Source organism: Curtobacterium sp. ZW137 (assembly GCF_003762905.1).
Classification (GTDB): Bacteria; Actinomycetota; Actinomycetes; order Actinomycetales; family Microbacteriaceae; genus Curtobacterium.
In genome coordinates, this window is record NZ_RJKS01000003.1 from 624,352 (window position 1) to 648,911 (window position 24,560).

Sequence of the window (24,560 nt, forward strand, 5' to 3'; positions counted from 1 at the left end):
GCTGGGCTGCGGGCGGCGACGCCCCGCACCAGACTGCCACGTGCTGGTGACGGAGAGGTGAACGGACGGGAGGCTCGGTGCCAGCCGGCACCGAGCCTCCCGTCCGTCATCGGGTGCGTCCGGTCAGGCGGCCGCTTCTTCCAGGACGGCTTCCGCCCGCTCTGCGCTGCCCTCGGCCAGACCGCGGTCGATCCGACCGCGCGATGCCAGCCAGATGACGACACCGGCGAGGAAGACCAGGATCTCGGTGATGGTCAGGGCCCAGATGATGCCGGCGAGGCCGAACCACAGGTTCCCGAGCAGGACGATCGGGATGAAGAGGATGCCCTGCGCCATGGACATCGCGATCGCCGGGGTGGCGAGTCCCGCCGCCTGGAACAGCGACGTGAAGAGGCCGGTGAAGCCGTTCACGATGGTGGCGACGAGCTGGGCGACCAGGATCGTCAGGCCGATCGCGAGCACCGAGTGGTCCGAGGAGAAGATCGTGAAGACCTGCTCGCGGAAGACGAACACGGTGCCCGAGAAGATCAGCACGATCGCGCCGACGGTGAGTGCCGATGCCTTCAGCGCCGAGTTGAGGCGGGCTCGGTCGCCCTTGCCGTAGGCGTAGGCCAGGAGCGGCAGCACACCGATCGTGACGCCCATCACCAGGAACTCCGGCACCTGGGCGATGCGGACCGCGACGCCCATCGCGGCGAGCGGGTCGTCGCCGTACTGCGCGGCCAGGTTGTTGAGCACGAGGGTGGTCACGATGAGGAACCCGGCCTGCAGCAGCTCGCTGACGCCGATGCCGAACACCGGCTTGAGGACGGCGGGACGGAGCGTGAACCAGCGGAGCGACAGGGAGACGTTCTCGCTGTGCTTGCCGAGCCACAGCACCCAGTAGACGATGCTGACCGCGTTGGCGAGGCCGACCGCGAGCGCGGCTCCGGCGACGCCCCAGTGCAGCACCAGGATGAAGAGCACGTCGAAGACCAGGTTCCCGATCGTCGACAGGATGAGGCCGATCATGGCCTGGCGGGCAGCGCCCTCGGCGCGGACCATCTGCTCCAGGCAGAACGCGGCGGCGAGGACGGGGACGAAGGCGAGCATCACGCTGACGTAGGCACTCGTGGCGGGGACGGCTGCGGCGTCAGCGCCGAGCACGCCGACGAGGGGCTGCAGGAGCAGGAGCCCGATGCCGCCGAGCACGATGCCGGTGATCACGGAGCCCCACACCGCGAACGACGCGACGTGCTTGATCTCGCCGGCCTTGGCGGGGTCCTTCTCGGACGCGCCGAGCAGGCGGGACATCAGCGCGCTGCCGCCGACGCCGAACACGCCGCCGATCGCCATGATGAGGCCGAGGAGCGGGGTCCCGAAGGTGATCGCGGCGAGGAGCGAGGTGTCGTGCTGCGAGCCGATGAAGCCCGCGTTGATGACGTTGTAGAGGGCGCTGACGACCATCGCAGCGGCCATCGGGACGCAGAGGTGGACGAGGGCCCTGGCGATCGGGGCGGCGGAGAGGTACCAGCGGTTCTTCTGTGCGGCGGTGAGGGCTTCGGTGGTCATGGTGTGCTCCTTCCCTCCCGGTTCCGGGCAGGGTCGAGCGCGCGCCGACGGACGCCGGCGCGGCGATGGTTTGTATGGGAGTGGGGGGGCGCCCGGGTGGGCGGTGGTCTACCGGGTGGGCTCGTCGAGCTCCGCGGTGACCTTCAGCAGCAGGGTGCGGAGGGTGTCGCGTTCGTCCGTGGTGAGCGGCGCGAGGAGGGTGTCGTCGAGGGCGAGCATCGCGTCGGTGAACCCGGCGATCAGTTCGATGCCGGCGGGTGTGGCGTGGACGAGCTTCGTGCGGCCGTTGGCTGCGTCCGCTCGGCGTTCGATCAGGCCGCGCTTCTCGAGCCCCTGCAGGAGGCTCGAGACGCTCGCGGCGCTGGTCCGGGTCATCTCGGCGATGTCGCGCTGGATGGCGCCCGGGTTCTGCTGCAGGTAGCCGAGCACGAAGCTCTGCTCGTGCGTGAGGTCGCGGTCGCGCACCCACTCATCGGCGGCCTTGCGCTGCGCCCACCCGATCCAGCGCATGAGCTGGAGTGGGGAGTCGAAGTGCGGTGCTTGCTGCGTCATGATCAGAACTCTAAGTGTTCGAGCTCTAACTGTCAACCTTCGAACTGACCGCGGCGGGCGCAGGCGACGCGGGCGCCCGGGGCGGGCGCGGCGTGCGGCGGCGGGCTACGCCTCGTCGAGGGCGGCGCGCGCAGCGCGGACGACGTCCGCGTCGGTCACGAAGTGCGCGGAGCCGTCGTCGGCACCGCCCATCGGGACGCCCGCGTGCGCGCTGTCCGGCGCCGGACGCTTCGCGGAGAGGTGGACGGCGGCTGCTCCCGTGGCGACGAGCGCCGGGACGTCAGCGGGGATGACCCCGGCGCCCGCCATCACCTGCACCGGCCCGGCGGCCGACACCATCCGGGCGATCGTCGCGGCTCCGGCGAGGGCGGTGGGCTGGCCGCCCGAGGTCAGCACGCGCGTGAACCCGAGGTCGGCGAGCGTCGCGGCAGCCGCGACCGGGTCGGCGGCGTGGTCGATCGCCCGGTGCAGGGTGACCTCGACGGAGTCGCGGACGGAGCGTGCGGCGTCCACGAAGCGACGGAGCACGTCGTCGTCGAGGGTGTGGTCCGGGCGCAGTGCCCCGACCACGACGCCGGCGGCCCCGGATCGGAGCACGGCGCGGAGTTCGCGCTCCATGAGCTCGATCTCGGCGGCGTCGTAGACGAACCCGCCCGGCCGGCTGCGGATGAGCGCGTGCGCGGGGATGCCCGTCTCGTGGGTGGCCTCGACGAGGGCCTGCGACGGGGTGAGCCCACCGAGTTCCAGTCCGACGCAGAGCTCGACCCGGTCGGCGCCCCCGTCCCGCGCGACGACCGCACCGCCTGGCGAGGTGACGGCGATCTCGAGCGAGACGGATGGGGCAGTGCTCACGCGATGGCTCCGAGTGGTTCGTTCGAGGACGGGATGATCCGGGCGCGCAGGTCGGGCGCGGTCGGGAAGACCCGATCGTACGGGAACATCGGTCGCACGATCCTGTGGTGCCCGAGCCGCTCGAGGTCCTGGTCGACGCCACCGGGGGTGAGCGCGAGCATCCAGTCGGCGGACATGTCGAACAGCTCCGGTTCGAGGTACCCGATCTTCACGATCACGATGTCGGCCTGGCGCGGCGCGAGGTCGAGGTCGGTGAAGTCGTGCTCGTGGTGGTACGGCTTCCGGAGCTTCGTGAGGATCGCGAAGACGCTGCCGACCTGCAGCACGACCTCGGTCTCGGCGTCGCGGTCGCCGTGCTTGATCGCGTGCACCCGCCCGGTCATGGTGATCGGTCCGGCGTGCACGGCATCGACCGTCGCGCCGGCGGTCACGGTGACGGTCGCACCGACACCCGCGGAGACCGCGGTGGCCACGGCGGCGGCGCCGGGGACGCTCGCGTAGATCACGACGGGGCCGTCGGCGGACTGGAACGCCGGGTGCGCGAGCACCTGCGTGAGCCCCCATGTCATGTCGCCGGAGCCGCCGGCGGTCGGGTTGTCGCCCGAGTCGGAGATGAAGTACGGCCGTGCGGCACCGGGGGCGAGTGCGGCGGCGAGGCACTCGTCGAACGAGCCGGTCGGCGCCACGAAGACGAAGTCCTCGCGGACGTCCCAGAACGCCCGCGCCAGTCGTTCGGCACCGGCGGCGACGGCGTCCCGGTCCCATCCGGTGACGACCGTGACGGCGCGGTCGCGGGGCTGGTCGGCCCAGGCGTACCCGACCCAGATCGCGGCGTCGAGCACGCCGTCGGTCGCCTCGACCTCGGGGACCTGGGCGTACAGCGACGCGGCGGGCTCGATGCGCGTGGAGGTCTGCTCGCCGGGCAGCAGCACCGGGATCGGGATCCACGCCTTCACCGGGCGCTGGGCCCCGACGGGCCGGGTGGTGAGCACGTCGACCAGGTTCCGGACGGCGCGTTCCTTCGTCTCCATGGCGTCCTCGTGCGGGGCCATCCGGTAGCAGGTGACGAGGTCGACCTGGTGCGCGAGCTCCTGCGTGACGTTGCCGTGCAGGTCCATCGACGCGGACACGATGACGTCGGGGCCGATCACCGCGCGGATGCGTCCGAGCAGGTCCGCTTCGGCGTCGTCCAGCCCCTCGACGACCATCGCCCCGTGGATGTCGTACCAGAGGCCGTCCACGGACGTGGTCGACACGATCGAGGCCAGCCGCGCGACGATCTCGTCCGCGAGTGCCTCGTAGGAGTCCCGCGCGACGATCCCGCCGGGCAGCGCGTGCCCGATCAGTGCGCCGTGGAAGTCCGCGTCCAGCGACGCCAGGAACGGGTACCGCGCGACGACCTCGTCCCCGCGGTCCGGGTGGAAGGCCGGCGCGAGGGTCCTGGTCGGGGTGAACGTCGAGGTCTCGATGGCGAGCCCGGCGATCGCGATGACCGGGCGGCGGGCGGGTGCGGTGGGCGAGGTGGGGACGGTGTCAGACACGGACGCTCCTGTTCCTGGTGGTCGACTGGGGGATGGGCGTGGACAGCTCCTGCAACGAGGCCGCGAGGCCCCGCTGCAGGGCGAACTGCCCGGCGCCGACGAGACCCGCGTCCGCGCCGAGCGATGCGCGCTCGATGGCGAGGTGCTCGGTCACGAGCGGGTGGCAGCTCTGGTAGAGCTGGCCCCGCACGGCCGCGACGAACGGGTCGAGGGTGGAGAGGATGCCGCCGAGGTAGACGGCATCGGGGTTGAAGAAGTTCACGTTGGCGGCGAGCACCTCGCCGAGGTACCGCCCGGCCAGCCGCACCGCGCGGGTCGCCTCCGGGTCGGCGTCCGAGGCGAGCCGGACGACGTCCGCGGTCGAGGACACCGGGACACCCGCGCTGGAGAGGATCCGCACGAGGGCGGCACCGGACGCCACGGTCTCCAGGCACCCGGTGTTGCCGCACGAGCAGGGGGTGTCCCCGGCCGCGTCGATGCGCACGTGCGTGATGTCCCCGGCGGCGCCGGTCGACCCGCGGTAGAGCCGGCCGTCGATGATGATCCCGGCGCCGATCGCCGATCCGGCCTTGATGGTGATCGCCTGCCGCCTGGCCGGGTCCTGCACCGTCTGCTCGCCCGCTGCCATGCAGTTCGCGTCGTTGTCCACCGCCGCCGGCACACCGAAGCGCTCGGTCAACCAGGCGACGACGGGGAACCCGTTCCACCCGGGCATCCGGCTCGGCAGGTCGACGACCCCCGCCTCGACGTCGACGGGGCCGGGCAGGCTCAGCCCGACGCCGCGGAGTCCGTCACGTCCACGGCCGTCGATCAGCGAGTCGAACAGCGCTGCCAGGCGCGTCAGGCCGGCGGTCGGACCGTCGGAGAGCGCGAACGGGACGTTCGCGACCGACTCGAGCGAGCCTCCCGGCAGGACGATGCCGACGCGCGCGTGCCCGCCGCCGACGTCCGCGGCGACCGCGTACTCGTCCACCCCGCCGATCCGCAGCACCTTGCGGGGCCGGCCACCGGTCGAGGCGTCGGTGCCCTCCTCGGCGAGGATGCCGTGCTCGAGCAACTGCCCGACGACGTGCGAGACGGTCGACGGCGCGGCACCGAGCAGCTGGGCGATCTCGGTCCGGCTCGACGCCTGACCGGATGCGATGAGCTCCAGCACCCGGGAACTGAGGTCCGGCACGACTTTCTCCAATCGAGGCGGAAGCACGGGCGAATTGCCGTTCGACCGCGACTCTAACGGGCAGACAGAGCGGTGAACCCTTTCCACCGAACCGCAGAAACGAAGTATTTACACGAGAACGTTTGTTTTTCCAACGACTTTGGTCGTTGACTGTGCGCATCCCGACATCCCTCGTACAAGGAGTCCGCATGACCAAGCCCCGTCGCTGGGCCCTCCTCACCGGAGCGGCGCTCGCGGTCAGCGCGCTGCTCGCCGGCTGTTCCGGGGGCGGTTCCGCCACCACGAACGCGAAGTCCGACGAGATCAACTACGCGCTGCCGGCCAACTTCACGCCGAACTGGATCCTCCCGATCGGCACCGCAGCGCACCTCAACACGAACAACGGCTCCATCGCGCAGTCGCTGTACGAACCCCTCGTCGCCTACGACGGCTCGACCGGCAAGATCGCGTGGAACAAGGCGGGTTCCGTCGCCACGGCCGCGGACTTCGCCAGCGACGGCAAGAGCGTCACGATGACGCTCGGCGACCGGCACTGGTCCGACGGCAAGGCCATCACGAGCCGCGACGTCGAGTTCTGGTTCAACCTGATCAAGGCGAACAAGGCCCAGTGGGGCTCGTACTCCGAGGGCAAGGCGCCGGACAACTGGACCTCGTTCAAGGCCGTCGACGACACGCACTTCACGATCACGTTCGACAAGGCGTACAACTCCGACTGGATGCTCGCGAACCAGCTGAGCCACATCATCCCGCTGCCGCAGCACGCCTGGGACAAGACCAGCGCGGACGCGAAGGTGACCGACGCGGACGAGACCACCGCCGGTGCGAAGGCCGTCTGGAAGTACCTCAACACCGCCGCGGGGAAGATCTCCGACTACGCCAGTGACGACCTCTGGAAGACCATCTCCGGGCCGTACGGCGTGACCTCGTTCACCACCGCCGGCAAGGTGCAGCTCACCGCGAACAAGCAGTACGACGGCGGCGAGAAGCCCTCCATCACGACGGTGAACCTGCTGCCGTACACGACGACCGACGCCGAGACGAACGCCGTCCGCTCCGGCGCGGTGGACTACGGCTACATCAACGCCACCGACCTCGACCAGAAGGACTCCTTCACGTCGAAGGGCTACGACGTGGAGCCGTGGACCGGCTGGGCGATCACGTACATGCCGTACAACTTCAACAACCCCACGATGGGCGCCGTCTTCAAGCAGCTGTACGCCCGCCAGGCGGTGCAGATGTCGGTCGACCAGAAGAGCCTGTCGAAGGTCGTCTTCAACGGCACGGCCACCTCGACCTACGGGCCGATCCCGCAGGCGCAGGCGTCCGACTACGTGTCCGACACGCAGAAGGACAACCCGTACCCGTTCAGCACCGCGAAGGCCAAGGCCCTGCTCACCAGCCACGGCTGGACCGAGAAGAGCGGCACGATGGTCTGCACCGACGCCGGGTCCGGCGCCAGCCAGTGCGGCGAGGGCGTCGCGGCCGGCACGAAGTTCACGATGTCCGTCCTGTCGCAGTCCGGCTCGACCGTGACCGACAACATGATGAGCGCCATCCAGTCCTCGCTCCAGAAGACCGGGATCGGCTTCACGATCAAGACGGCTCCGGTGTCGAGCGTCCTGTCGCAGACCCCGACCTGCACGAGCGACGAAGCCAGCTGCGACTGGGACCTGTCCTTCTTCGGCACCGCGGGCAGCTGGTACTTCCCGGCCTACCCGACCGGTGAGTCGCTCTTCCAGACCGGCGGCTCGGCGAACTTCGGCAGCTACTCGAACAAGCAGGTCGACGCGCTCATCGACGCGACGACCACCTCGACCGACTCCGCCGCCGTGCAGCAGTACAGCGCCGCCGTCGCCAAGGACCTGCCGGTCATCTGGCTGCCGAGCCCGGACTACCAGGTCTCCGTCGTCAAGCAGGGTCTGACCGGGTTCGACCAGGACTCGCTCGCGAACTTCCACCCGGCCCAGTGGAAGTGGAGCAAGTGACCACCTGACGGGAGGCTCGGTGCGGGTCCGACCCGCACCGAGCCTCCCGTCCTGCTCGCGGCAACCAACCGACCAACGGAAGCAGCATGACCACTGCCCTCTACCTCACCCGGCGGGTGCTCCAGGCGCTCGCGGTGATCCTCATCGTCACGATCGTCGTGTTCTGCCTGCTGCACGCGCTGCCCGGCGGACCCGCGCGCGGCGTCCTCGGCGTCTCCGCGACGCCGGCGCAGATCGCGGCCTTCAACCAGTCGCAGGGGCTCGACCAGCCGCTGCCCGTGCAGTACTTCCGGTTCCTCGGACGGCTGCTGACCGGCGACCTCGGCACCTCGTACACACTCAACGAGCCGGTCTCGCAGCTCATCCGCGAGCGCCTGCCGAAGACCCTCGTCCTCACCGGGCTCTCCGCCGTCCTCGGGCTGGTCATCGCGATCCCGATCGGCATGTGGCAGGCGGCCCGCCGGAACGGCGCCGTCGACTACACCGTCACCGCGCTCGCCTTCGTCTTCTACTCGACGCCGGCGTTCTTCCTCGGGCTCATCCTGATCGTGGTGTTCAGCCAGCAGCTGCCGTGGCTGCCGTCGCAGGCACCGAGCGGCAACACCCTCGCCGAGGTCTTCCAGGACCCCGCCGGACTCGTCCTGCCCGTGCTCACCGGAGCGCTCGCGATGATCGCCGTGTTCAGCCGGTACATGCGGGCCTCGACGCTGGAGAACCTGCAGGAGGACTACGTCCGCACGGCCCGGGCCGGAGGGGCGTCGACGATGACGATCCTCCGCCGCCACGTGTTCCGGAACTCCCTGACGCCGGTCGTGGCGATGCTCGGCTACTACCTGCCCGTGCTGTTCGGCGGCGCGCTGGTGACCGAGCAGCTCTTCAACTACCCCGGAATGGGCCTGCTGTTCTGGAACGCGGCGCAGTCCTCGGACTACCCGACGCTCCTCGGCTGCGTGCTCGTCATCTCGATCGCGACCGTGATCGGCACGCTGCTCGCCGACGTCGCGCAGTCCTTGATCGACCCCCGAGTGAAGGCGGACCGCGCATGACCGGCGCAGCTCACATCGACACGTACCGACACCGCACAGTGAAGGCAGGTCGCGCATGACCACCGTGCAGATCGCACCGGAAGCCCCCGGCGGGACCGTCTCCGTCGCGTCCACCGGGTGGCGGCTCGCCGCCCGACGGTTCTCGCACAACACCCTCGCCGTCATCGGCCTCGCCGTCATCGTCGTGATCGTGCTGTTCTGCTTCGTCGGCCCGTTCCTGTACCCGACCGACCAGACCCACACGCAGCTGTCGCAGGCGAACCTCGGCCCGGGCGCCACGCACTGGCTCGGCACCGACGCCGTCGGCCACGACGTCCTCGGCCGCCTGATGTACGGCGGCAAGGTCTCGCTCATGGTCGGCATCGCCGCCGGTGTCCTCGCCACCGTCGTCGGGACGCTCTGGGGGTCCGTCGCCGGGTACGTCGGCGGCTGGGTCGACGCCGTGATGATGCGCATCGTGGACGCGGGCATCGCGATCCCCGCGCTGTTCATCCTGCTCGTGATCTCGGCGATCACCACGCCGGGTGTCGCCGGGCTCATCGTGATCCTCGGCCTGGTGTCCTGGCTCGTGCCGTCCCGCCTGATCCGGGCCGAGACGCTGACGCTGAAGAACCGCGACTACGTGCTGACGCTCCGCGCGATCGGCGGCTCGCACGCCCGCGCCATCGGCAAGCACCTGCTGCCGAACTCGGTCTCGACGATCGTCGTCGCGGCGACGTTCCAGGTCGCCGACGCGATCCTCCTCGTCGCGTACGTCTCCTACCTCGGCCTCGGCGTGCAGGCGCCGGCGACGGACTGGGGCGGCATGCTCTCGGCGGGACTCACCGCCGCGTACTCGGGGCGGTGGTGGCTGATCGTGCCGCCGGGTCTCGCCGTGATCCTGGTCGTCTGCGCGTTCAACGCGGTGGGCGACGGGCTCCGGGACGCTTTCGACGTGAGGGGCCGGGGATGACCGACACCATTCTGCAGACCACGGACCTCGGGGTCTCGTTCAGCACCGAGTCCGGCACGGTCGACGCGGTCCACGGCGTCTCCCTGTCGGTCGCGCCGGGCGAGACGCTCGCGCTCGTCGGGGAGTCCGGCTCGGGCAAGTCCACCGTCGCGCTCGCCGCGATGGGGCTGCTCTCCGGCAACGCGACGGCGACCGGCAGTGCGGTCGTCGCCGGCCACGAGGTGATCGGTGCAGCAGAGCCCGCCCTCCGCGGACTCCGAGGCAGCACCGTCTCGATGGTGTTCCAGGAGCCCGCGACCGCGCTCGACCCGCTCACCCGGGTGGGTGCGCAGATCGCCGAGGTGATCCGGAACCACCGCTCCGTCTCGGCAGCGGACGCTGCTGAGGAAGCCGTCGATCTGCTGCGGAAGGTCGGGATCCCCGACCCTGCCTCGCGCGCGAAGAACTTCCCGTTCCAGCTGTCCGGCGGACAGCGACAGCGCGTCGTGATCGCGATGGCGATCGCGAACTCGCCGAAGCTGCTCATCGCGGACGAGCCGACGACGGCGCTCGACGTCACGGTGCAGGCCGAGATCCTCGAGCTGCTCCGCGCACTCGCGGTGGACAGCGGGACCGGCGTCCTGCTCGTCACCCACAACATGGGTGTCGTCGCGGACTTCGCCGACCGCGTGGCCGTGATGCTCCAGGGGGCGATCGTGGAGACCGGCAGCGTCGAGGACGTCCTGCTGCGTCCGCAGCACGAGTACACGAAGCGGCTGCTCGCGGCGGTGCCCCGCCTGGACACGCCCGAGTCCGTCGCCGCTCGCGACCGATCGGCGGCTCCGGACACATCGGTGACCGGTGCGACCGACGGGAGGCCCGGCTCGGCTCCGGTGGTCGACCTGCGGGACGTCTCGGTGACGTTCGGGCTCGGGGCGCGCGCGGTGCACGCCCTGAGCGGCATCGACGTCGCGGTCCACGCGGGGGAGACCGTCGGCCTGGTCGGTGAGTCCGGCTCCGGCAAGTCCACGGCAGCGCGGGTGGCGCTCGGGCTGATCCGGCCGACCGCCGGCTCGGTGCACCTCTTCGGGCAGGACCTCCGCCGGGCCCGCGGACGGGACGCGCGGGCGCTGCGCTCCGGGATCGGCGTCGTCCTGCAGGACCCCGTCGCGTCGCTCGACGCCCGGATGTCCGTGGGGGAGTGCATCGCAGAACCGCTCGCCGTGCACCGCCGCGGGATGTCCACCAGCGATCGGCGCAGGCGTGTCGACGAGGTGCTCGACGCCGTGCGGCTGCCCCGGGCGCTCGCGAACCGGGCGCCCCGGGAACTCTCCGGCGGCCAGCGGCAGCGCGTGAGCCTGGCTCGGGCGCTCGTGCTCGACCCCCGGCTGCTCGTTGCCGACGAACCGACCTCGGCGCTCGACGTCAGCGTGCAGGAGGCCGTGCTCGAGGTCCTCACCGAGCTCCAGGGCGAGCTCGGCTTCGCCTGCCTGTTCGTGTCGCACGACCTCGCCGTCGTGCAGCACTTCGCCGAGCGGGTCGTCGTGATGCGCCGCGGCGTCATCGAGGAGCAGGGGACCACCGGGACGACGCTCCTGCACCCGACGACGGACTACACGCGGCGCCTGCTCGCCGCGGTGCCCGTCCCGGACCCGGTGCTGCAGCGGCAGCGCCGCACCGAACGGCTCGCGACCCTCGCGGCGGTGTCCTCGTGACGCGTGTGCTGGCCGGCATCGACGTCGGCGGCACGAACACGAAGGTGGTGCTCGCGACCCCGGCGCTCGAGGTGATCGACCGCCGCGACCTGCCGACGCCGGCGCACGCGGGCGGGGCGGCGATCGTGGCGGCGGCCCTCGGCGCGGTGAGCGACCTGCTCGACACGCACCGGGCCTCCTTGGCGGGTGTCGGGGTGGGCGCTGCCGGCGTCGTGGACGCGACCACGGGGACCGTCCTCGTCACGGGGAACTCGTTCACCGGCTGGGCTGGTTACGGCGTGACCGACGCGGTGTCGGCGGCACTCGGTGTGCCCGCGACGCTCGACAACGACGTGAACGCGTTCCTGCTCGGGGAGGTCGCTGCCGGTGCCGTCACCGGCGCGCGGGACGTGCTCGGGATGACACTCGGGACCGGTGTCGGCGGAGCGATCCTGCTCGACGGCACCCTCTTCGCCGGACCCCACGGCGCCGCGGGGGAGATCGGCCACGTGCCCGGGTTCGGCGACGCGCTCTGCACCTGCGGGCAGTACGGGCACCTCGAGACCATCGCCGCCGCACCGGGCATCGCGTCGCGGTACGCGGCACGGACCGGGCACCGCCTCGCCGCGCACGAGGTCGCGGACGCCGCCAGGAACGGCGACGTCGACGCGGCAGCGGTGTTCACGGACGCCGGGTGGGGCATCGCTCGGGGCATCCTGCTGACGGCGGGCATCCTCGACGTGACGACCGTCGTCATCGGCGGCGGGGTGGCGCGGTCGTGGGACCTGCTCGGGCCGGCGATCACCGCCGCGATCGCCGCCGAACCGCCGGTGAGCGGTGCGACGATCCGCGTGGAGCCCTCGACGCTCGGGTCGGACGCGGTCGCGCTCGGCGCTGCCGCGCAGGTGCGGGCGCTCGTCCGCGATCCCGAGCTCGCGTAGCGCGCGCTGCTGGCGCCGCCCCGCTCGCGGTGCTCGCGCTACCCGCGCTACCCGCGCTACCCGCGTGCGTCCGCGGTGCGGATCGGCGCAGCACAACCGAAACCGATTCGAACCACGGACATCCGCGGTTCGGATCGATTTCGGTAGTGCGACGGTCGCGCTGCCGGAGGCCGAGCGCTGAGCGGGCTCAGTGCTCCGGCGTCCCCAGGGGCAGCGCGTCGCTCGTGGAGCGGAGCGACTCCTGCCGCAACTCCAGCTGGGTCACGGCCAGCGCGGCGAGGTCCCGGAGGTTCGCGATGTCCGCGTCGTCGGTGTCCCGCGCACGGGTGTCGAGCACCGCGAGGGTGCCGATCGCGACCCCGTCGTGGCGGACCAGCGGCACGCTGACGTAGAACCGGATCCCGAGCGGGCCGGTGACGAGCGGGCTCTCGCGCATCTCCGGGTGCGCCGAGCCGTCGGGGATCACGACCGGCACCGGGACGGGCGCGAACCCGTTGCGGAAGCTGATGTTGCGCGCGGACTCGTCGATGCCCTCGGCGATGTACGACTGCGACCACTCGCGGTCCTCGTCGAGCACCTCGACCAGCGCGATCGGGGCGTCGAACAGCCGTGCCGCCATGGCGGTGGTCCGCTGGAGCGCCTCCTCCGGCAGGACGTCGAGGGTCGCGGGGCGCACCGCTGCCGGCTGCGCCGTGCTGGGCGGGACGGGGACCGGCTGTGCGCCCTGGTCGTCGCCGGCGGTGTCGGCGATGACGACGTCCCGGAGCAACGACACCAGCGCTCCGCCGGTCGGACGAGCCGCGGGGTCGCGTGCGGTCATCGCACGGAGGACGTCCTGCCAGTGCGGCGGGAGCGGCTCGGGGACGACCGGGTCCCGGGACAGCCGGGCGACCGCGGACTCGACGAGGGACCCGGGGAACTCGCGGCGCCGGGTGAAGCACTGCAGCAGCACCAGGCCGAGCGAGTACACGTCGCTCGCGGGACCCACCTCGCCGCCGGATGCCTGCTCCGGGCTGAGGTAGGCGGCCGTGCCCGTCGTCACGCCGTCCGCCGTCAGGCGCTCGACGCCCTGGGCGAGGGCGATGCCGAAGTCGGTCAGACGTGCCCGGGCGCGATCGGCGGCGTTGCCGTAGTCGACGAGCAGGATGTTCGACGGCTTGACGTCACGGTGCACGACGCCGCGGTCGTGGATGTAGTGCATCGCCTCGGCCATGTCGTACCCGATCTCGGCGATGTGCCGTGATGCGAGCGGGCCGAGCGCGAGCCGCTCCTCGAGGTCCTGGCCGTGCACGAGCGCCATCACGATGAAGCGCTGCTGCGCGCCGTGCTGGTCCGTGACGACGCCGGCGTCGAGCAGGCTGACGAGGTTGTGGTGGTCGAGCGATGCCAGGACGCCCTGTTCCGCTTCCTGGCGCGCGATGTCGACCAGCCCGGGGTGGAAGACCTTCACGGCCACCGGGCGATCAAGGGTGTCGTCGTGGGCGGCGTACACGATCGACATGCCGCCCCGCCCGATGACCGACGTCAAGCGGTACCGTCCAGCGAGGAGCGCCTGCTGCGCTTCCTGACCCTCCATCGGTGCCATGCATCCCTTGTCTCGGTACCGCCGAACTGATGTTGCATCTTCGCACTCTCCGGCGCTCGGCAGCGACGGGCTGCGTGGAGCGGCTGAACGCGGTCTGCGGGAGCGTGAGGATGCTGGAGCCATGAGCCAGTACGACAAGCGCGACCCGAACACCCTCTACCCCGCACCGCCGTACCCGAAGCAGGAGCAGTCACTGCCGGGTGCCGCGTGGAAGATGGACCCGAAGCCCGACCACGGCGAGGACAGCTACGTCGGCCTCGGCCGGCTCAAGGGCTACCGCGGGATCGTCACCGGCGCCGACTCGGGCATCGGACGTGCCGCCGCGATCGCGCTCTCGCGTGAAGGCGCCGACCTCGTCCTCTCCTACCTCCCCGACGAGCAGGAGGACGCCGAGCAGGTGCGCGACCTGCTCGAGGGCGAGGGACGCCGTGCGGTGCTGTTCCCGGGCGACATCTCGGACGAGCAGTACTGCGGCGACCTCGTGCAGAAGGCCGTCGACGAGTTCGGCGGGCTCGACACCCTCGTCATGGTCGCCGGTCGGATGGACAGCAACGACGACATCCTGACCCTCGACACGTCCATGTTCGACTCCACGTTCAAGACGAACATCTACTCGCTGTTCTGGCTGACGAAGGCCGCGGTCCCGCACCTCGAGCCGGGCTCGACGATCGTCACCACGGGGTCGATCCAGGCGTCGACGCCGTCCCCGGACAAGATCGACTACGCCGTTTCGAAGGGCGCGATCAAGCTCTTCACCGAGGCCGTCGCGCAGCAGCTCGCGCCGAAGGGCATCCGCGTCAACTCGGTCGCGCCAGGGCCGGTGTGGACGCCGCTCCAGCCGGGCTCGGACGACGCCGAGACGGTGTCGCACTTCGGTGAGCAGTCGCCGTTCGGGCGCCCGGGCCAGCCGGCGGAGCTCGGTGCCGCGTACGTGCACCTCGTCAGCCCCGAGTCGAGCTACCAGTCGGGTTCGACGATCACGATCGCCGGCGGCACCCCCGCGTTCTGACGACGGCGCGCGCTCGCCCGCCGTCCGCGCGGCTAGCGCTCCCGGGCGAGCGACTGCGTCCCGAGCACGATCGCCAGGGCGAGCCGCTCGGCGTCGACCGTCCCCGGCTCCGCCGTGTACGCCAGGATGCAGAGGTCCTCGGGTGCGACGACGAGCGAGTCGCAGTCGAGCGTGATCCGCCCGACCGCCGGGTGGTCGATCACCTTCCGCCGCGACGGCGCGGTCGGCGCCCCGGAGCCCGACGCCCAGAGCTCCACGAACCGCGGACTCGCCTGGCGCAGGTCCCGCATGAGCCGTTGCAGCTGCCGGTCCAGCGGGTACCGGGCCACCGTCATGCGGAGTGCCGCGACCAGCGACTCCTCGAACGCCGCCTGCTCCGCGTCGGTGTGCACCGCACGGCTCCCCGGCCCGACGAGGTGTCGCCAGGCCGTGTTCCGCTCGTGCCCCGTGTACGCCGAGATCGACCCCATCAGGGCGTCGTGCGGCGCGTTCGCCACGAGGAGGTTCCCGGCGGAGTCGAGCACGGCGACCGGGGTGTCCGCCAGGCGGTCGAGCAGCCGCTGCACGCTCGGCGGGATGCGCGTGGGGACGACGTCCGCGCCGGGGGCCGCGTGCCCGGCGAGCCGGTAGAGCAGCTCGCGCTCGGCATCGGCGACCCGCAGTGCGCGGACGAGTGCCTCGACGACCTGGGCGGACGGCGACGTCGCACGCCCCTGCTCGAGCCGGGTCAGGTAGTCGGCCGAGATGCCCGCCAGCCCGGCGAGTTCCTCGCGCCGCAGCCCGACCGCCCGCCGCCGCGGCCCGACGGCGACGCCCACGGCGTCGGGAGCGACGTGGTCGCGGAGCCGCCGCAGCGTGCTCCCGAAGTCCGAGACCGATTCCGTCATGTGGCCAGTCTGCGCGTCCGCGACGAGCGGGTCCTGGCCCCGGCAGTCCTACGACAACGGGACGACTCCCTGCGCCGGCCGGGGCGACGGACGCTGGACCCATGACAACGACACTCGTGACCGGAGCCACCCGTGGCCTCGGCAAGGAAACCGCCCGCCAGCTCGCCGCAGCGGGGCACACCGTCTGGATCGGCGCCCGGAACGCCGAGCAGGGAGCCGCGGTCGCCGCGGAGATCGGTGCCCGCTCCGTCCAGCTCGACGTCACCGACGACGACTCGGTCGCCGCGGCCTTCGCACGGATCGACGCCGACGGGGGCCTCGACGTCCTCGTGAACAACGCCGGGATCGCGATGTGGGGACTGAACGGGCCCGATGCGCTCGCCGTGTTCGACACGAACGCCGTGGGCATCGTCCGCACGACCGAGGCCGCGCTCCCGATCCTCCGCCGCTCCACCAACCCCCTCGTGGTGAACATCTCGAGCGCGCTCGGTTCCTTCACCGCGGTGCACGACCCGGAGAGCGCCGCGTCGACCGTGCAGGCCGCGGTGTACGGCGCGAGCAAGTCCGCCGTGACGATGCTCACCGTCCAGTACGCCCGGATGGCGCCCGAGGTGCACTTCGTCGCGCTCGAGCCCGGCTACACCGCGACGGAGCTCGGCGGCGTGCCGAACCCGCACGGGCGCCCCGTCGAGGTCAGCGCGGCGACCGTGGTGGCCGCCGCCAGCGCGGGCCCGGAGGGCCCGACCGGTGTCCTGCTCGAGGACGGCCAGCCCCTCGGCTGGTGACCGCGGTCCGGGTCGCGACCAAGGCCTCCCGTCCGGACGTGGTTCCGTCAGATGAACTGACGGAAGTTGGTCGACGCCAGGTCGAGCAGCTCGTCGCCGCGTCCGCTCAGCACGGTGCGGATCGCGTAGAGGGTGAAGCCCTTTGCCTGCTCGAGGGTCACCGCCGGCGGCATGGAGAGCTCCTGTCGGTCGGACTTCACCGACACCAGGGCGGGCCCGTCGTGGGCGAGTGCAGCGGCCATCGCGTCCTCGAACTCGGCGGACTCGTCGACGCGGAAGCCCTTGATGCCGATCGCCTCGGCGACGGCGGCGAAGTCCGGGTTCTGCAGTTCGGTGCCGTAGTTCACGAAGCCGGCGGCCTTCATCTCCAGCTCGACGAAGTTCAGCGACGAGTTGTCGAACACGACGATCTTCACGGGCAACTTGTTCTGCACGATCGTGATGAGCTCGCCGAGGAGCATCGTCAGCCCACCGTCGCCCGCCATCGCGATCACCTGCCGGTCGGGGAACGCGGCCTGCGCGCCGATCGCCTGCGGGACCGCGTTCGCCATCGTGCCGTGCACGAACGAGCCGATCAGCCGGCGCTTGCCGTTCATCGTCAGGTACCGCGACGCCCACACGACGGGGGAGCCGACGTCCGGGATGAACACGGCATCGTCGGCGGCGAGGCGGTCGAGCACCCGCGCGACGTACTGCGGGTGCAGTGCCTTGTGCTTGCCGGCGGGCACCGCCAGGTCGTCGAGCTTCTCGCGGGTCTTCGCGTAGTGCTTCCGCGCGTCCTGCAGGTGCCGGGTCGGCTTCGAGCCGTGCAGCAGCGGGATGAGGGCGAGCGCGGTGTCCTTCACGGTGCCGACCAGGCCGATGTCGACCGGGTGTCGGCGGCCGAGCTGGGACCCCCGGATGTCCACCTGCACGTGCTTCGCCTTCGCGGGGAAGAACTGCTGGTAGGGGAAGTCGGTGCCGAGCATCAGCACGACGTCGGCGTCCTCCATCGCGCGGTAGCCGGACGCGAACCCGAGGAGGCCGGTCATGCCGACGTCGTACGGGTTGTCCCACTCGATGTGCTCCTTGCCGCGGAGGGCGTGCACGATCGGGGCCTGCAGGCGTTCGGCGAGGGCGACGACCTCGTCGTGGGCCCCAGCGACCCCCGCGCCCGCGAGGATGGTGACCCGGTCCGCGCCGTTCAGGAGCTCGGCGGTGCGCTGGAGCTCCGCCTCGCTCGGGATGATGCGGGGCGTGGTGCGCTCGATCGTCGTGACACGGTCGTTCTTCGCCTCGGCGAGCAGCACGTCGCCCGGGATCACGAGCACGGCGACACCGCGCTTCTCGATCGCCTCGCGCATCGCGATCTCGAGCAGGCGCGGCATCTGCGTCGGGTCGGCGACGTACTCGACGTACACGGAGCACTCGCGGAAGATCTCCTGCGGGTGGGTCTCCTGGAAGTAGCCGGAGCCGATCTCCGCGGTGGGGATGTGCGCTGCGATGGCGAGCACGGGCACACGGGACCGGTTCGCGTCGTAGAGGCCGTTGACCAGGTGCAGGTTCCCCGGGCCGCAGCTGCCGGCACAGACCGCGAGGTCCCCGGTGAGCTCGGCCTCGGCGGAGGCGGCGAACGCGGCCGCTTCCTCGTGGCGGACGTGCTCCCACCGGATCGTGCCGTCCTTCCGGAGCGCGTCGGTGAACCCGTTGAGGGAGTCGCCCGGCAGGCCGTAGATGCGCTGGACGTCGTTCTTGCGGAGGGTGGCGACGATGTTCTCGGCAACGGTTGGCATGCTCCCTGTGTAGTCCTCCGGCCACGCCCCTTGCCGCCCGCTGTGTGCTTTCTGATCGTCTTGGCACGTGCTCGCGAGGGCAGGGTGCGACGATGGTCGGATGATCGACGACGCGCCGCCGCTCCGCCCACGACGGCGAGAGCCCGACGCGAACGGCATCCTCGTCCGCTCGCCCTACCCGCTGACCACCGTGGCGATCGGCATCGGCGCCGTCGTGCTCATCACGGTCATCGGGTTCTTCCTGGGCACCGTGGACATCGGACTCTCCCGCGCGCTCAACGCCCTGCACACCGGGTTCATCGGCGCGGTCACGAACGGGGTCTACCACGCGATCAGCCCGGCGCCGGCGCTGGTCGTCACCGTCGTCGTGACCGGTGTGATCTGGGCCGTGCAGCGGAACATCCGGCCAGCGGCGGCGTTCGCGGGGGTGGTCGCGATCACGTGGGTGCCGTCCGCGATCGTCAAGGAGATCGTGCACCGTGCCCGGCCGGACGTCGCCGTGCTGCCGCACCCGTACCCGGTGCAGCCCGACCCGGGCTACCCGAGCGGGCACACCGTCTTCATGGTCGCCTTCACCATCGCGCTGTGCTGGGTCCTGCGGGACACCCGGTGGCACCGGCTCGCGGTGGTGCTCGGGACGATCGCGGTCGTCGTCGTGTGGTTCTCGGTGACGATCGACGCGGTGCACTACCCGACGGACGCGCTCGCCTCGGTGGCGTGGGCGCTGGCCGTGGCCCCGGCCGCCCGGGTGGTGTGGGCGGACTGGCTGATGCCGCGGTTGCCGCTGTTGCGTCCTGCGAAACCCGTCAGCCGCTGACACCTCCGCGCGGACGGGCTTTCGGGCGAGGTCACCCACCGCGCGAAGTCACCCACAGCGGCCGCGATGGAAAGTGGAATCGCGCGTGAGCGGTCGGAACTTCCGACTGCCGACGCGCGATTCGACTTCCTGCGCGGGGACCGACCGCCTGCGCGCGGAACGACTTCCTACGCGCGATTCGACTTCCTGCGCGGGGAACGACTTCCTACGCGGGGAAGGACTTCCTACGCGCGGGCCGGTGCGCGCCGTCCTCGGGCCGCCAGCAGCGCGACCACCGCGATGACCGCGGACGCGACCATCACGATGGCCAGGGGTGCCGCCGTGGCGGACCCGCCGATGCTCACCAGCGGGGACACGAGCGCGGCGAGCCCGAACTGCAGGGCGCCGAGCACGGCCGAGGCGCTGCCGGCAGCCGAGGGCACGGCCCCGAGCGCCAGCGCTGTCGCGTTCCCGAGCACCAGGCCGAGGCTGCCCACCGCGGTGAAGAGCGGCACGGCGAGGAAGAACACCGGCGCGGACGTGACGACGAGCACGGCGAAGGCCACCGTCGACGCCAGCACGAGCACGATGCCGAGCGACAGCACCCCGACGACGGAGCGCTTCTCGGTGAGCTTGGCGGACAGGATGCTCACGCCCATCAGTGCGAGCGCGTTGATGCCGAACGCGATGCCGTAGGCCACGGTGCCGAAGCCGATCATCTCCTGGTACAGGAACGGAGACGCCGAGATGTACGCCATCATCACCGCGAACGCGAAGCCGAACACCGCCGTGTAGCCGAGGAAGGTGCGGGAGCGGAGGGCGCGGAGCGGCGACCCGGTGGCCTGCCGCTCGACGCGGAGCTGGTCGCGGCGAGCACGGAGGTGGGTCTCGCGGATCACGGCGAGCACCGCCACGAGCATCACGATCGACAGTCCGAGCACGATCGTGAGCAGGCCGCGCCAGCCGATCGGACCGGTGAGCAGACCGCCGAGCAGCGGGGCGACGACGGGTGCGACGCCGCCGACGATCATCATCAGCGAGAACGCGCGGGCCGCGGGCTTGCCGGTCGCCAGGTCGGAGATCACGGCGCGACCGATCACCATGCCGGCCGCACCACCGAGGCCCTGCAGCAGGCGCGCGACGATGAGCACGCCGACGTTCGGCGCGAGCACGGCCGCGGCGCTCGCGAGCACGCAGACCACCGCGCCGGCGATCAGCGGCGGCACGCGGCCGAACCGGTCGGACAGCGGGCCGAACACGAGCTGGCCCGCGGTGACGCCGACGAGGAACGCGGTGAGCGTCAGCTGGACGGTCGTGGCCGATGCCTGCAGCTCGGTCGTCATCTCCGGGAACGCCGGCAGGTACAGGTCGGTGGCGAACGGCGCCACCGCACTGAGGAGGCCGAGCACCAGGAGCAGGGCGGTGGTGATGCCCTGCGATCGGGTGGTCGGAGGTGTCGCGATGTGCGCGCGGATGGAACCGGTGTTCGTCGTCATGGTTATGAAATCATAACCCATGCTCGAGCGGCGGTACAGTGCTGCCCATGGACCCCGCGGTGACCGACGACGTGCTCGCCGAACTCGCCGACGCCGTGCTCCGGATCTCGCGGGAGGTCGACCCGCACGGCACGACCGCGCTCGACATCGTGCCGCTCACCGGCACCGAGGCGCTCGTGATGCGCTGGGTCGACATGCACCCGGGCACGTCGCCGAGCGCCACGGCGGAGGCGACCGCACTGCACCGGAGCAACCTCAGCGTGGCGCTCAGGTCGCTCGTGGCGAAGGGCATGGTCGACCGTCGGCCCGACCCGGCCGACGCCCGGCTCGTCCAGCTCTTCTCGACCGAGCGCGCCCAGGTGAGCATCGCGATCCTGCACGCGCACTGGGCCCGGAAGCTGCGCGACGCCCTGGGGGCCGACACCGCCGGGGTGCAGGCGGCGCTCACGCTCCTCACCCGCATCGACGACGGGCTGCGGGGCTAGTCGGCCGCCGGGGCGTCGTCCTCGATCGGCAGGAGCCGCCGGGCGCCGTGCCCCTCGGCGCCGAGCGCGTCGCCCGGGTTCATCACGAGGCAGGCGTTCAGGGACACGCACCCGCACCCGATGCACTGCGTCATCTCCTGCTGCAGCCGCTCGAGTTCGAGCTGGCGTGCCCGGAGCCGCGCGCGCCACCGTTCGTTGAGCCGGTTCCAGTCCCGCAGCGACGGCATCCGGTCCTCCGGCAGCGCCGCGAACTGCTCCGCGACCTCGCTCAGCGGGATGCCGAGCCGCTTGGCGACCTGGATGATCGCGATGCGCCGTTCCATGTGCCGCGGGTAGAGCCGCGTCCCACCGTCGGTCCGCTCCGGGTGGATCAGGCCCTTGCGCTCGTAGAAGTGCAGCGCGCTGGCCGCTACCCCGGTGCGTGCGACGACCTCGCCGATCGTCAGGAGATCGGTCGGTCGCGGGTGCGGGATCTCGACCATGGTGGAGATCCTACGAGCGCGAACCGACCGCCCGCCGGACCAGCTCGGACACCGTCGCCTCGTCCGCCGCCGAGAACTCGGGCGTGACCGCCCACGACGTCGGCCAGAACGTCCCGTCGTCCAGCTGCGCCGGGTCCTGGAACCCGAGGGTGGCGTAGCGCGCCTTGAACTTGGCGGCGTCCTGGAAGAAGAACACCACCTTGCCGTCCGCCGCGTACGCCGGCATGCCGTACCAGAGCCGCGGCGCGAGCTCCGGTGCCGCCTGGAGCGCGATGCGGTGGATCCGCTCCGCCAACCCGCGGTCCGGCTCGGGCATCGCCGCGATCTTGTCCACGACCGCCTGCGCCTCCGCTGCGGCCTTCTCCGCCTTCGTCCCGCTGCGCGAGCGCGCTGTGCGCCGTTCCGCCGCGGCTTCCTGCATCGCAGCGCGTTCCTCGTCCGTGAACGTGCCCTCGGTCTTCGTCGTCCGTGCCATGGTCGTTCCCTCCTGGTCGGTCCCAGTGTGCAGCCGCGGCCACGCCGGCGCTTCTCGGTATCTGCTCGGATCCGGGGGCGAGGTGCCAGGCTCGGACCATGACCTACATCGCCAGCGACGACCGCTACGACTCGATGACGTACCGCCGCACCGGCCGCTCCGGCCTCGACCTGCCGCTGCTCTCCCTGGGGTACTGGCACAACTTCGGCGACGACGTGCCCTTCGAGTCGCAGCGGGCCGTCAGCCGCCGGGCGTTCGACCTCGGCATCACCCACCACGACCTCGCGAACAACTACGGCCCGCCCTACGGTGCCGCCGAGGTCAACTTCGGCCGTCTGATGCGGGAGGACTTCGCCCCGTACCGCGACGAGATGATCGTCTCCACGAAGGCCGGGTGGGACATGTGGCCGGGTCCGTACGGGCAGGGCGGCGGCTCGCGGAAGTACGTGCTCGCCTCGCTCGACCAGTCCCTGCGCCGGACCGGCCTGGACTACGTCGACGTCTTCTACTCGCACCGCCTCGACGCGTCGACCCCGCTCGAGGAGACGATGGGCGCGCTGCACACCGCGGTTCAGCAGGGCAAGGCGCTCTACGTCGGCATCTCCTCGTACGACGCCGAACGCAGCCGGCAGGCGGTGGAGATCCTCCGCGACCTCGGCACCCCGCTCCTCATCCACCAGCCCTCGTACTCGATGCTGAACCGCTGGATCGAGACCGAGGGGCTCCTCGACGCCGCCGGCGAGCTCGGGTTCGGCGTGATCGGCTTCACCGCGCTCGCGCAGGGGCTGCTCACCGGGAAGTACCTCGACGGTGTCCCGGCCGACTCCCGCGCCGCGGCGGGGAAGTCCCTCGACGCCTCGAGCATCACGCCCGAGGTGGTCGAGCACCTGCGCGCACTCAACGCCGTGGCCGAGGCGCGCGGACAGTCGATGGCGCAGCTCGCCCTCTCGTGGGCGCTCCGCGACGAGCGGGTGACGTCGCTCGTGATCGGTGCGTCACGGGTGTCGCAGCTCGAGGACAACGTGCAGGCCCTGGCGAACCTGTCCTTCACCGACGAGGAGCTCCGCGTCATCGACGAGCACTCCGTCGGCATCACGGACGTCGACCTCTGGGCAGGTGCGCGCGCCGGCGAGGTCTCCTGACCGGCGCACGTTCCTTCCCATCGCGAGTGCACTGGGAAGTCGAATCGCGCGTAGGGGGTCGGAAGATACGACCTCCTACGCGCGAAACAACCCCCTACGCGCGAAAGGACCCCCTACGCGCGAAAGGACCCCCGCCGCGCGGCGACGGACCCCCCTACGCGCGCGCCGCGACCCGCCCGCGCAGGCGCTCCCGCGTCAGCGCGGGCAGCGTCGACCCGGTGTCCCGCTCGAGCACGTGGGTCCCCGGCGGCACGATCGCGTCCACCGCGTCGAGCAGCTCGTCGTCGAGGACGACCTCCGCCGCCTGCGCGTAGGCGTCCACGTGCGAGACCGTCCGGGGCCCGACCACCACCGACGCGACGTCCGGGTGCGTCAACGCGAACCCGACGGAGAGCTCGAGCAGCGTCAGCCCGGCGTCGTCCGCGAGCCGTCCCAGCCGGTCGGTGGTCTCGAGCTTCCGCCGGTTCCGCGGCGACCCGATGTCGTACACGTCCGGCTGCTGCACGGCGTGCGGCGACCGCGGCTGCACGGTCCCCGCGCGGTAGGCGCCCGCGAGCCACCCACCGGCCAGCGGCGACCCGGCGAGCACGCCGAGCCCGAACCGCCGGGCGACGGGGAACACGGTGCGCTCGGCCGTCCGGGTGAGGATCGAGTAGGGCACGTGCGTCGCGGTGGCGCTCTTCGCCCCTGATCGGAGCCACTGCGCCTCCACGAGTTCCTCCGCGGGGAAGCCCGGGATCCCGAACGAGCGGATCTTGCCCTGCGCGACCAGGTCCGCGAGCGCGTCGAGCGTCTCGTCGAGCGAGGTCGCCGGGTCCGGCCGCGCGGGCTGGTACAGGTCGATGACGTCGGTGCCGAGCCGCTGCAGGCTCCGCTCCACCGCGCGGAACATCCACCGCCGCCCCGCACCGCGGTGGGCGGGGTCGTCGTCGACCGGGTCGCCGAAGCGCACCGACACGAAGACCTCGTCCCGCCGGCCCGCGAGCGCCGCCCCCACGGCGGCCTCCGCGAGCCCGGAGCCGTGCGCGTCGGACACGTCCACCGCGGTCACGCCCCGGGCGAACGACTCGTGCACCAGGTACTCGGCCTCGTCCACGTCCCGCGCGGCGACGCCCGCGATCGCCCGCGTCCCGAGCGTCAGCGCGCTCACCGGCGCACCCGTCCGCCCCATCGTCCGCTGCTCCATGGGCGCCACGATATGGGCGCGCGTGCCGCCCGGGGACGCTGGTGACGAACCATGACGAACCACACGTCGGGACCCGTCGGACGTGACGCCGGATGACGGGTGTGCCCCGGCACGCGACGCCGTGTGACGGTCCGTTGCGACGGAAGACGGGAGGCTCGACCCACCCCGGTCGCGCTGCCTACGGTCCTCG

Annotated in this window: 22 protein-coding genes; 10 read left to right on the plus strand and 12 right to left on the minus strand. The window is 71.6% G+C overall.

Annotation, left to right across the window (positions count from 1 at the left end; genetic code table 11):
• Positions 1–123: 123 nt before the first annotated feature.
• The 5 genes from EDF55_RS12630 to EDF55_RS12650 form a co-directional block, all read right to left on the minus strand.
• The gene (locus EDF55_RS12630; protein ID WP_123655293.1) at positions 124–1,551 is read right to left on the minus strand and encodes an MATE family efflux transporter; all 1,428 of its coding nucleotides are present in this window, start codon (positions 1,549–1,551) and stop codon (positions 124–126) included.
• A gap of 108 nt (positions 1,552–1,659) precedes the next feature.
• On the minus strand, positions 1,660–2,103 hold the full coding sequence (locus tag EDF55_RS12635) for a MarR family winged helix-turn-helix transcriptional regulator (RefSeq protein WP_207909549.1): 444 nt from the start codon (positions 2,101–2,103) through the stop codon (positions 1,660–1,662).
• A 105-nt stretch (positions 2,104–2,208) separates the two neighbouring features.
• On the minus strand, positions 2,209–2,955 hold the full coding sequence (locus EDF55_RS12640; protein ID WP_123655294.1) for a copper homeostasis protein CutC: 747 nt from the start codon (positions 2,953–2,955) through the stop codon (positions 2,209–2,211).
• Positions 2,952–4,496, minus strand: a complete 1,545-nt coding sequence (locus EDF55_RS12645; RefSeq protein WP_123655295.1) for a M81 family metallopeptidase — start codon at positions 4,494–4,496, stop codon at positions 2,952–2,954. The genes EDF55_RS12640 and EDF55_RS12645 overlap by 4 nt, the downstream gene beginning before the upstream one ends.
• Positions 4,489–5,673: an ROK family protein gene (locus EDF55_RS12650; RefSeq protein WP_123655296.1), complete on the minus strand. Its 1,185-nt coding sequence runs from the start codon at positions 5,671–5,673 to the stop codon at positions 4,489–4,491. Before EDF55_RS12650 ends, EDF55_RS12645 begins: the two co-directional genes overlap by 8 nt.
• A 188-nt stretch (positions 5,674–5,861) precedes the next feature.
• On the opposite strand from EDF55_RS12650, the gene EDF55_RS12655 reads away from it, so the two are divergent.
• From EDF55_RS12655 to EDF55_RS12675, 5 genes are all read left to right on the plus strand, one after another.
• A complete protein-coding gene (locus EDF55_RS12655; protein WP_123655297.1) occupies positions 5,862–7,658 on the plus strand; it encodes a peptide ABC transporter substrate-binding protein in 1,797 nt (598 codons plus the stop codon).
• Between the two features lie 86 nt (positions 7,659–7,744).
• Entirely contained in the window at positions 7,745–8,704 is a 960-nt protein-coding gene (locus tag EDF55_RS12660; RefSeq protein ID WP_123655298.1) for an ABC transporter permease, read from the plus strand.
• Positions 8,705–8,759: 55 nt separating this feature from the next.
• Complete coding sequence (locus tag EDF55_RS12665) at positions 8,760–9,656, plus strand: ABC transporter permease (RefSeq protein WP_123655299.1); 897 nt, start codon at positions 8,760–8,762, stop codon at positions 9,654–9,656.
• On the plus strand, positions 9,653–11,350 hold the full coding sequence (locus EDF55_RS12670; RefSeq protein ID WP_123655300.1) for an ABC transporter ATP-binding protein: 1,698 nt from the start codon (positions 9,653–9,655) through the stop codon (positions 11,348–11,350). The genes EDF55_RS12665 and EDF55_RS12670 overlap by 4 nt, the downstream gene beginning before the upstream one ends.
• Positions 11,347–12,270: an ROK family protein gene (locus tag EDF55_RS12675; protein ID WP_185017375.1), complete on the plus strand. Its 924-nt coding sequence runs from the start codon at positions 11,347–11,349 to the stop codon at positions 12,268–12,270. The genes EDF55_RS12670 and EDF55_RS12675 overlap by 4 nt, the downstream gene beginning before the upstream one ends.
• A 187-nt stretch (positions 12,271–12,457) precedes the next feature.
• On the opposite strand, the gene EDF55_RS12680 is transcribed toward EDF55_RS12675, so the two are convergent.
• Positions 12,458–13,855: a GAF domain-containing serine/threonine-protein kinase gene (locus tag EDF55_RS12680; protein WP_123655301.1), complete on the minus strand. Its 1,398-nt coding sequence runs from the start codon at positions 13,853–13,855 to the stop codon at positions 12,458–12,460.
• A gap of 121 nt (positions 13,856–13,976) precedes the next feature.
• Between EDF55_RS12680 and EDF55_RS12685 the strand changes: the two genes are divergently transcribed.
• Entirely contained in the window at positions 13,977–14,864 is an 888-nt protein-coding gene (locus EDF55_RS12685; RefSeq protein WP_123655302.1) for an SDR family oxidoreductase, read from the plus strand.
• A gap of 32 nt (positions 14,865–14,896) precedes the next feature.
• Here the strand turns inward: EDF55_RS12685 and EDF55_RS12690 are convergent, their stop codons facing one another.
• The gene (locus EDF55_RS12690; RefSeq protein ID WP_123655303.1) at positions 14,897–15,751 is read right to left on the minus strand and encodes a helix-turn-helix transcriptional regulator; all 855 of its coding nucleotides are present in this window, start codon (positions 15,749–15,751) and stop codon (positions 14,897–14,899) included.
• Between the two features lie 101 nt (positions 15,752–15,852).
• On the opposite strand from EDF55_RS12690, the gene EDF55_RS12695 reads away from it, so the two are divergent.
• Positions 15,853–16,536, plus strand: coding sequence for an SDR family NAD(P)-dependent oxidoreductase (locus tag EDF55_RS12695; RefSeq protein ID WP_123655304.1), 684 nt, complete (start codon positions 15,853–15,855; stop codon positions 16,534–16,536).
• 47 nt (positions 16,537–16,583) lie between these two features.
• Here EDF55_RS12695 and poxB read toward each other — a convergent pair whose 3' ends face one another.
• On the minus strand, positions 16,584–18,308 hold the full coding sequence (gene poxB, locus EDF55_RS12700; protein WP_123655305.1) for a ubiquinone-dependent pyruvate dehydrogenase: 1,725 nt from the start codon (positions 18,306–18,308) through the stop codon (positions 16,584–16,586).
• 100 nt (positions 18,309–18,408) lie between these two features.
• Here poxB and EDF55_RS12705 point away from each other — a divergent pair, with 100 nt between their 5' ends.
• Positions 18,409–19,125: a phosphatase PAP2 family protein gene (locus tag EDF55_RS12705; RefSeq protein ID WP_123655306.1), complete on the plus strand. Its 717-nt coding sequence runs from the start codon at positions 18,409–18,411 to the stop codon at positions 19,123–19,125.
• Positions 19,126–19,349: 224 nt separating this feature from the next.
• On the opposite strand, the gene EDF55_RS12710 is transcribed toward EDF55_RS12705, so the two are convergent.
• The gene (locus EDF55_RS12710; protein ID WP_123655307.1) at positions 19,350–20,600 is read right to left on the minus strand and encodes a multidrug effflux MFS transporter; all 1,251 of its coding nucleotides are present in this window, start codon (positions 20,598–20,600) and stop codon (positions 19,350–19,352) included.
• A 47-nt stretch (positions 20,601–20,647) separates the two neighbouring features.
• On the opposite strand from EDF55_RS12710, the gene EDF55_RS12715 reads away from it, so the two are divergent.
• The gene (locus EDF55_RS12715) at positions 20,648–21,085 is read left to right on the plus strand and encodes a MarR family winged helix-turn-helix transcriptional regulator (protein ID WP_260235909.1); all 438 of its coding nucleotides are present in this window, start codon (positions 20,648–20,650) and stop codon (positions 21,083–21,085) included.
• On the opposite strand, the gene soxR is transcribed toward EDF55_RS12715, so the two are convergent.
• Both soxR and EDF55_RS12725 read right to left on the minus strand, forming a co-directional pair.
• Positions 21,082–21,567: a redox-sensitive transcriptional activator SoxR gene (gene soxR, locus EDF55_RS12720; RefSeq protein ID WP_123655308.1), complete on the minus strand. Its 486-nt coding sequence runs from the start codon at positions 21,565–21,567 to the stop codon at positions 21,082–21,084. The genes EDF55_RS12715 and soxR overlap by 4 nt on opposite strands.
• A 10-nt stretch (positions 21,568–21,577) precedes the next feature.
• The gene (locus EDF55_RS12725) at positions 21,578–22,042 is read right to left on the minus strand and encodes an iron chaperone (RefSeq protein ID WP_123655309.1); all 465 of its coding nucleotides are present in this window, start codon (positions 22,040–22,042) and stop codon (positions 21,578–21,580) included.
• Positions 22,043–22,140: 98 nt separating this feature from the next.
• Between EDF55_RS12725 and mgrA the strand changes: the two genes are divergently transcribed.
• Positions 22,141–23,184 (plus strand): L-glyceraldehyde 3-phosphate reductase, encoded by a 1,044-nt coding sequence (gene mgrA / locus EDF55_RS12730; RefSeq protein WP_123655310.1) that lies wholly within the window; start codon positions 22,141–22,143, stop codon positions 23,182–23,184.
• A gap of 154 nt (positions 23,185–23,338) precedes the next feature.
• Here the strand turns inward: mgrA and EDF55_RS12735 are convergent, their stop codons facing one another.
• Entirely contained in the window at positions 23,339–24,370 is a 1,032-nt protein-coding gene (locus tag EDF55_RS12735) for an aldo/keto reductase (protein ID WP_123655311.1), read from the minus strand.
• Positions 24,371–24,560: the final 190 nt, after the last annotated feature.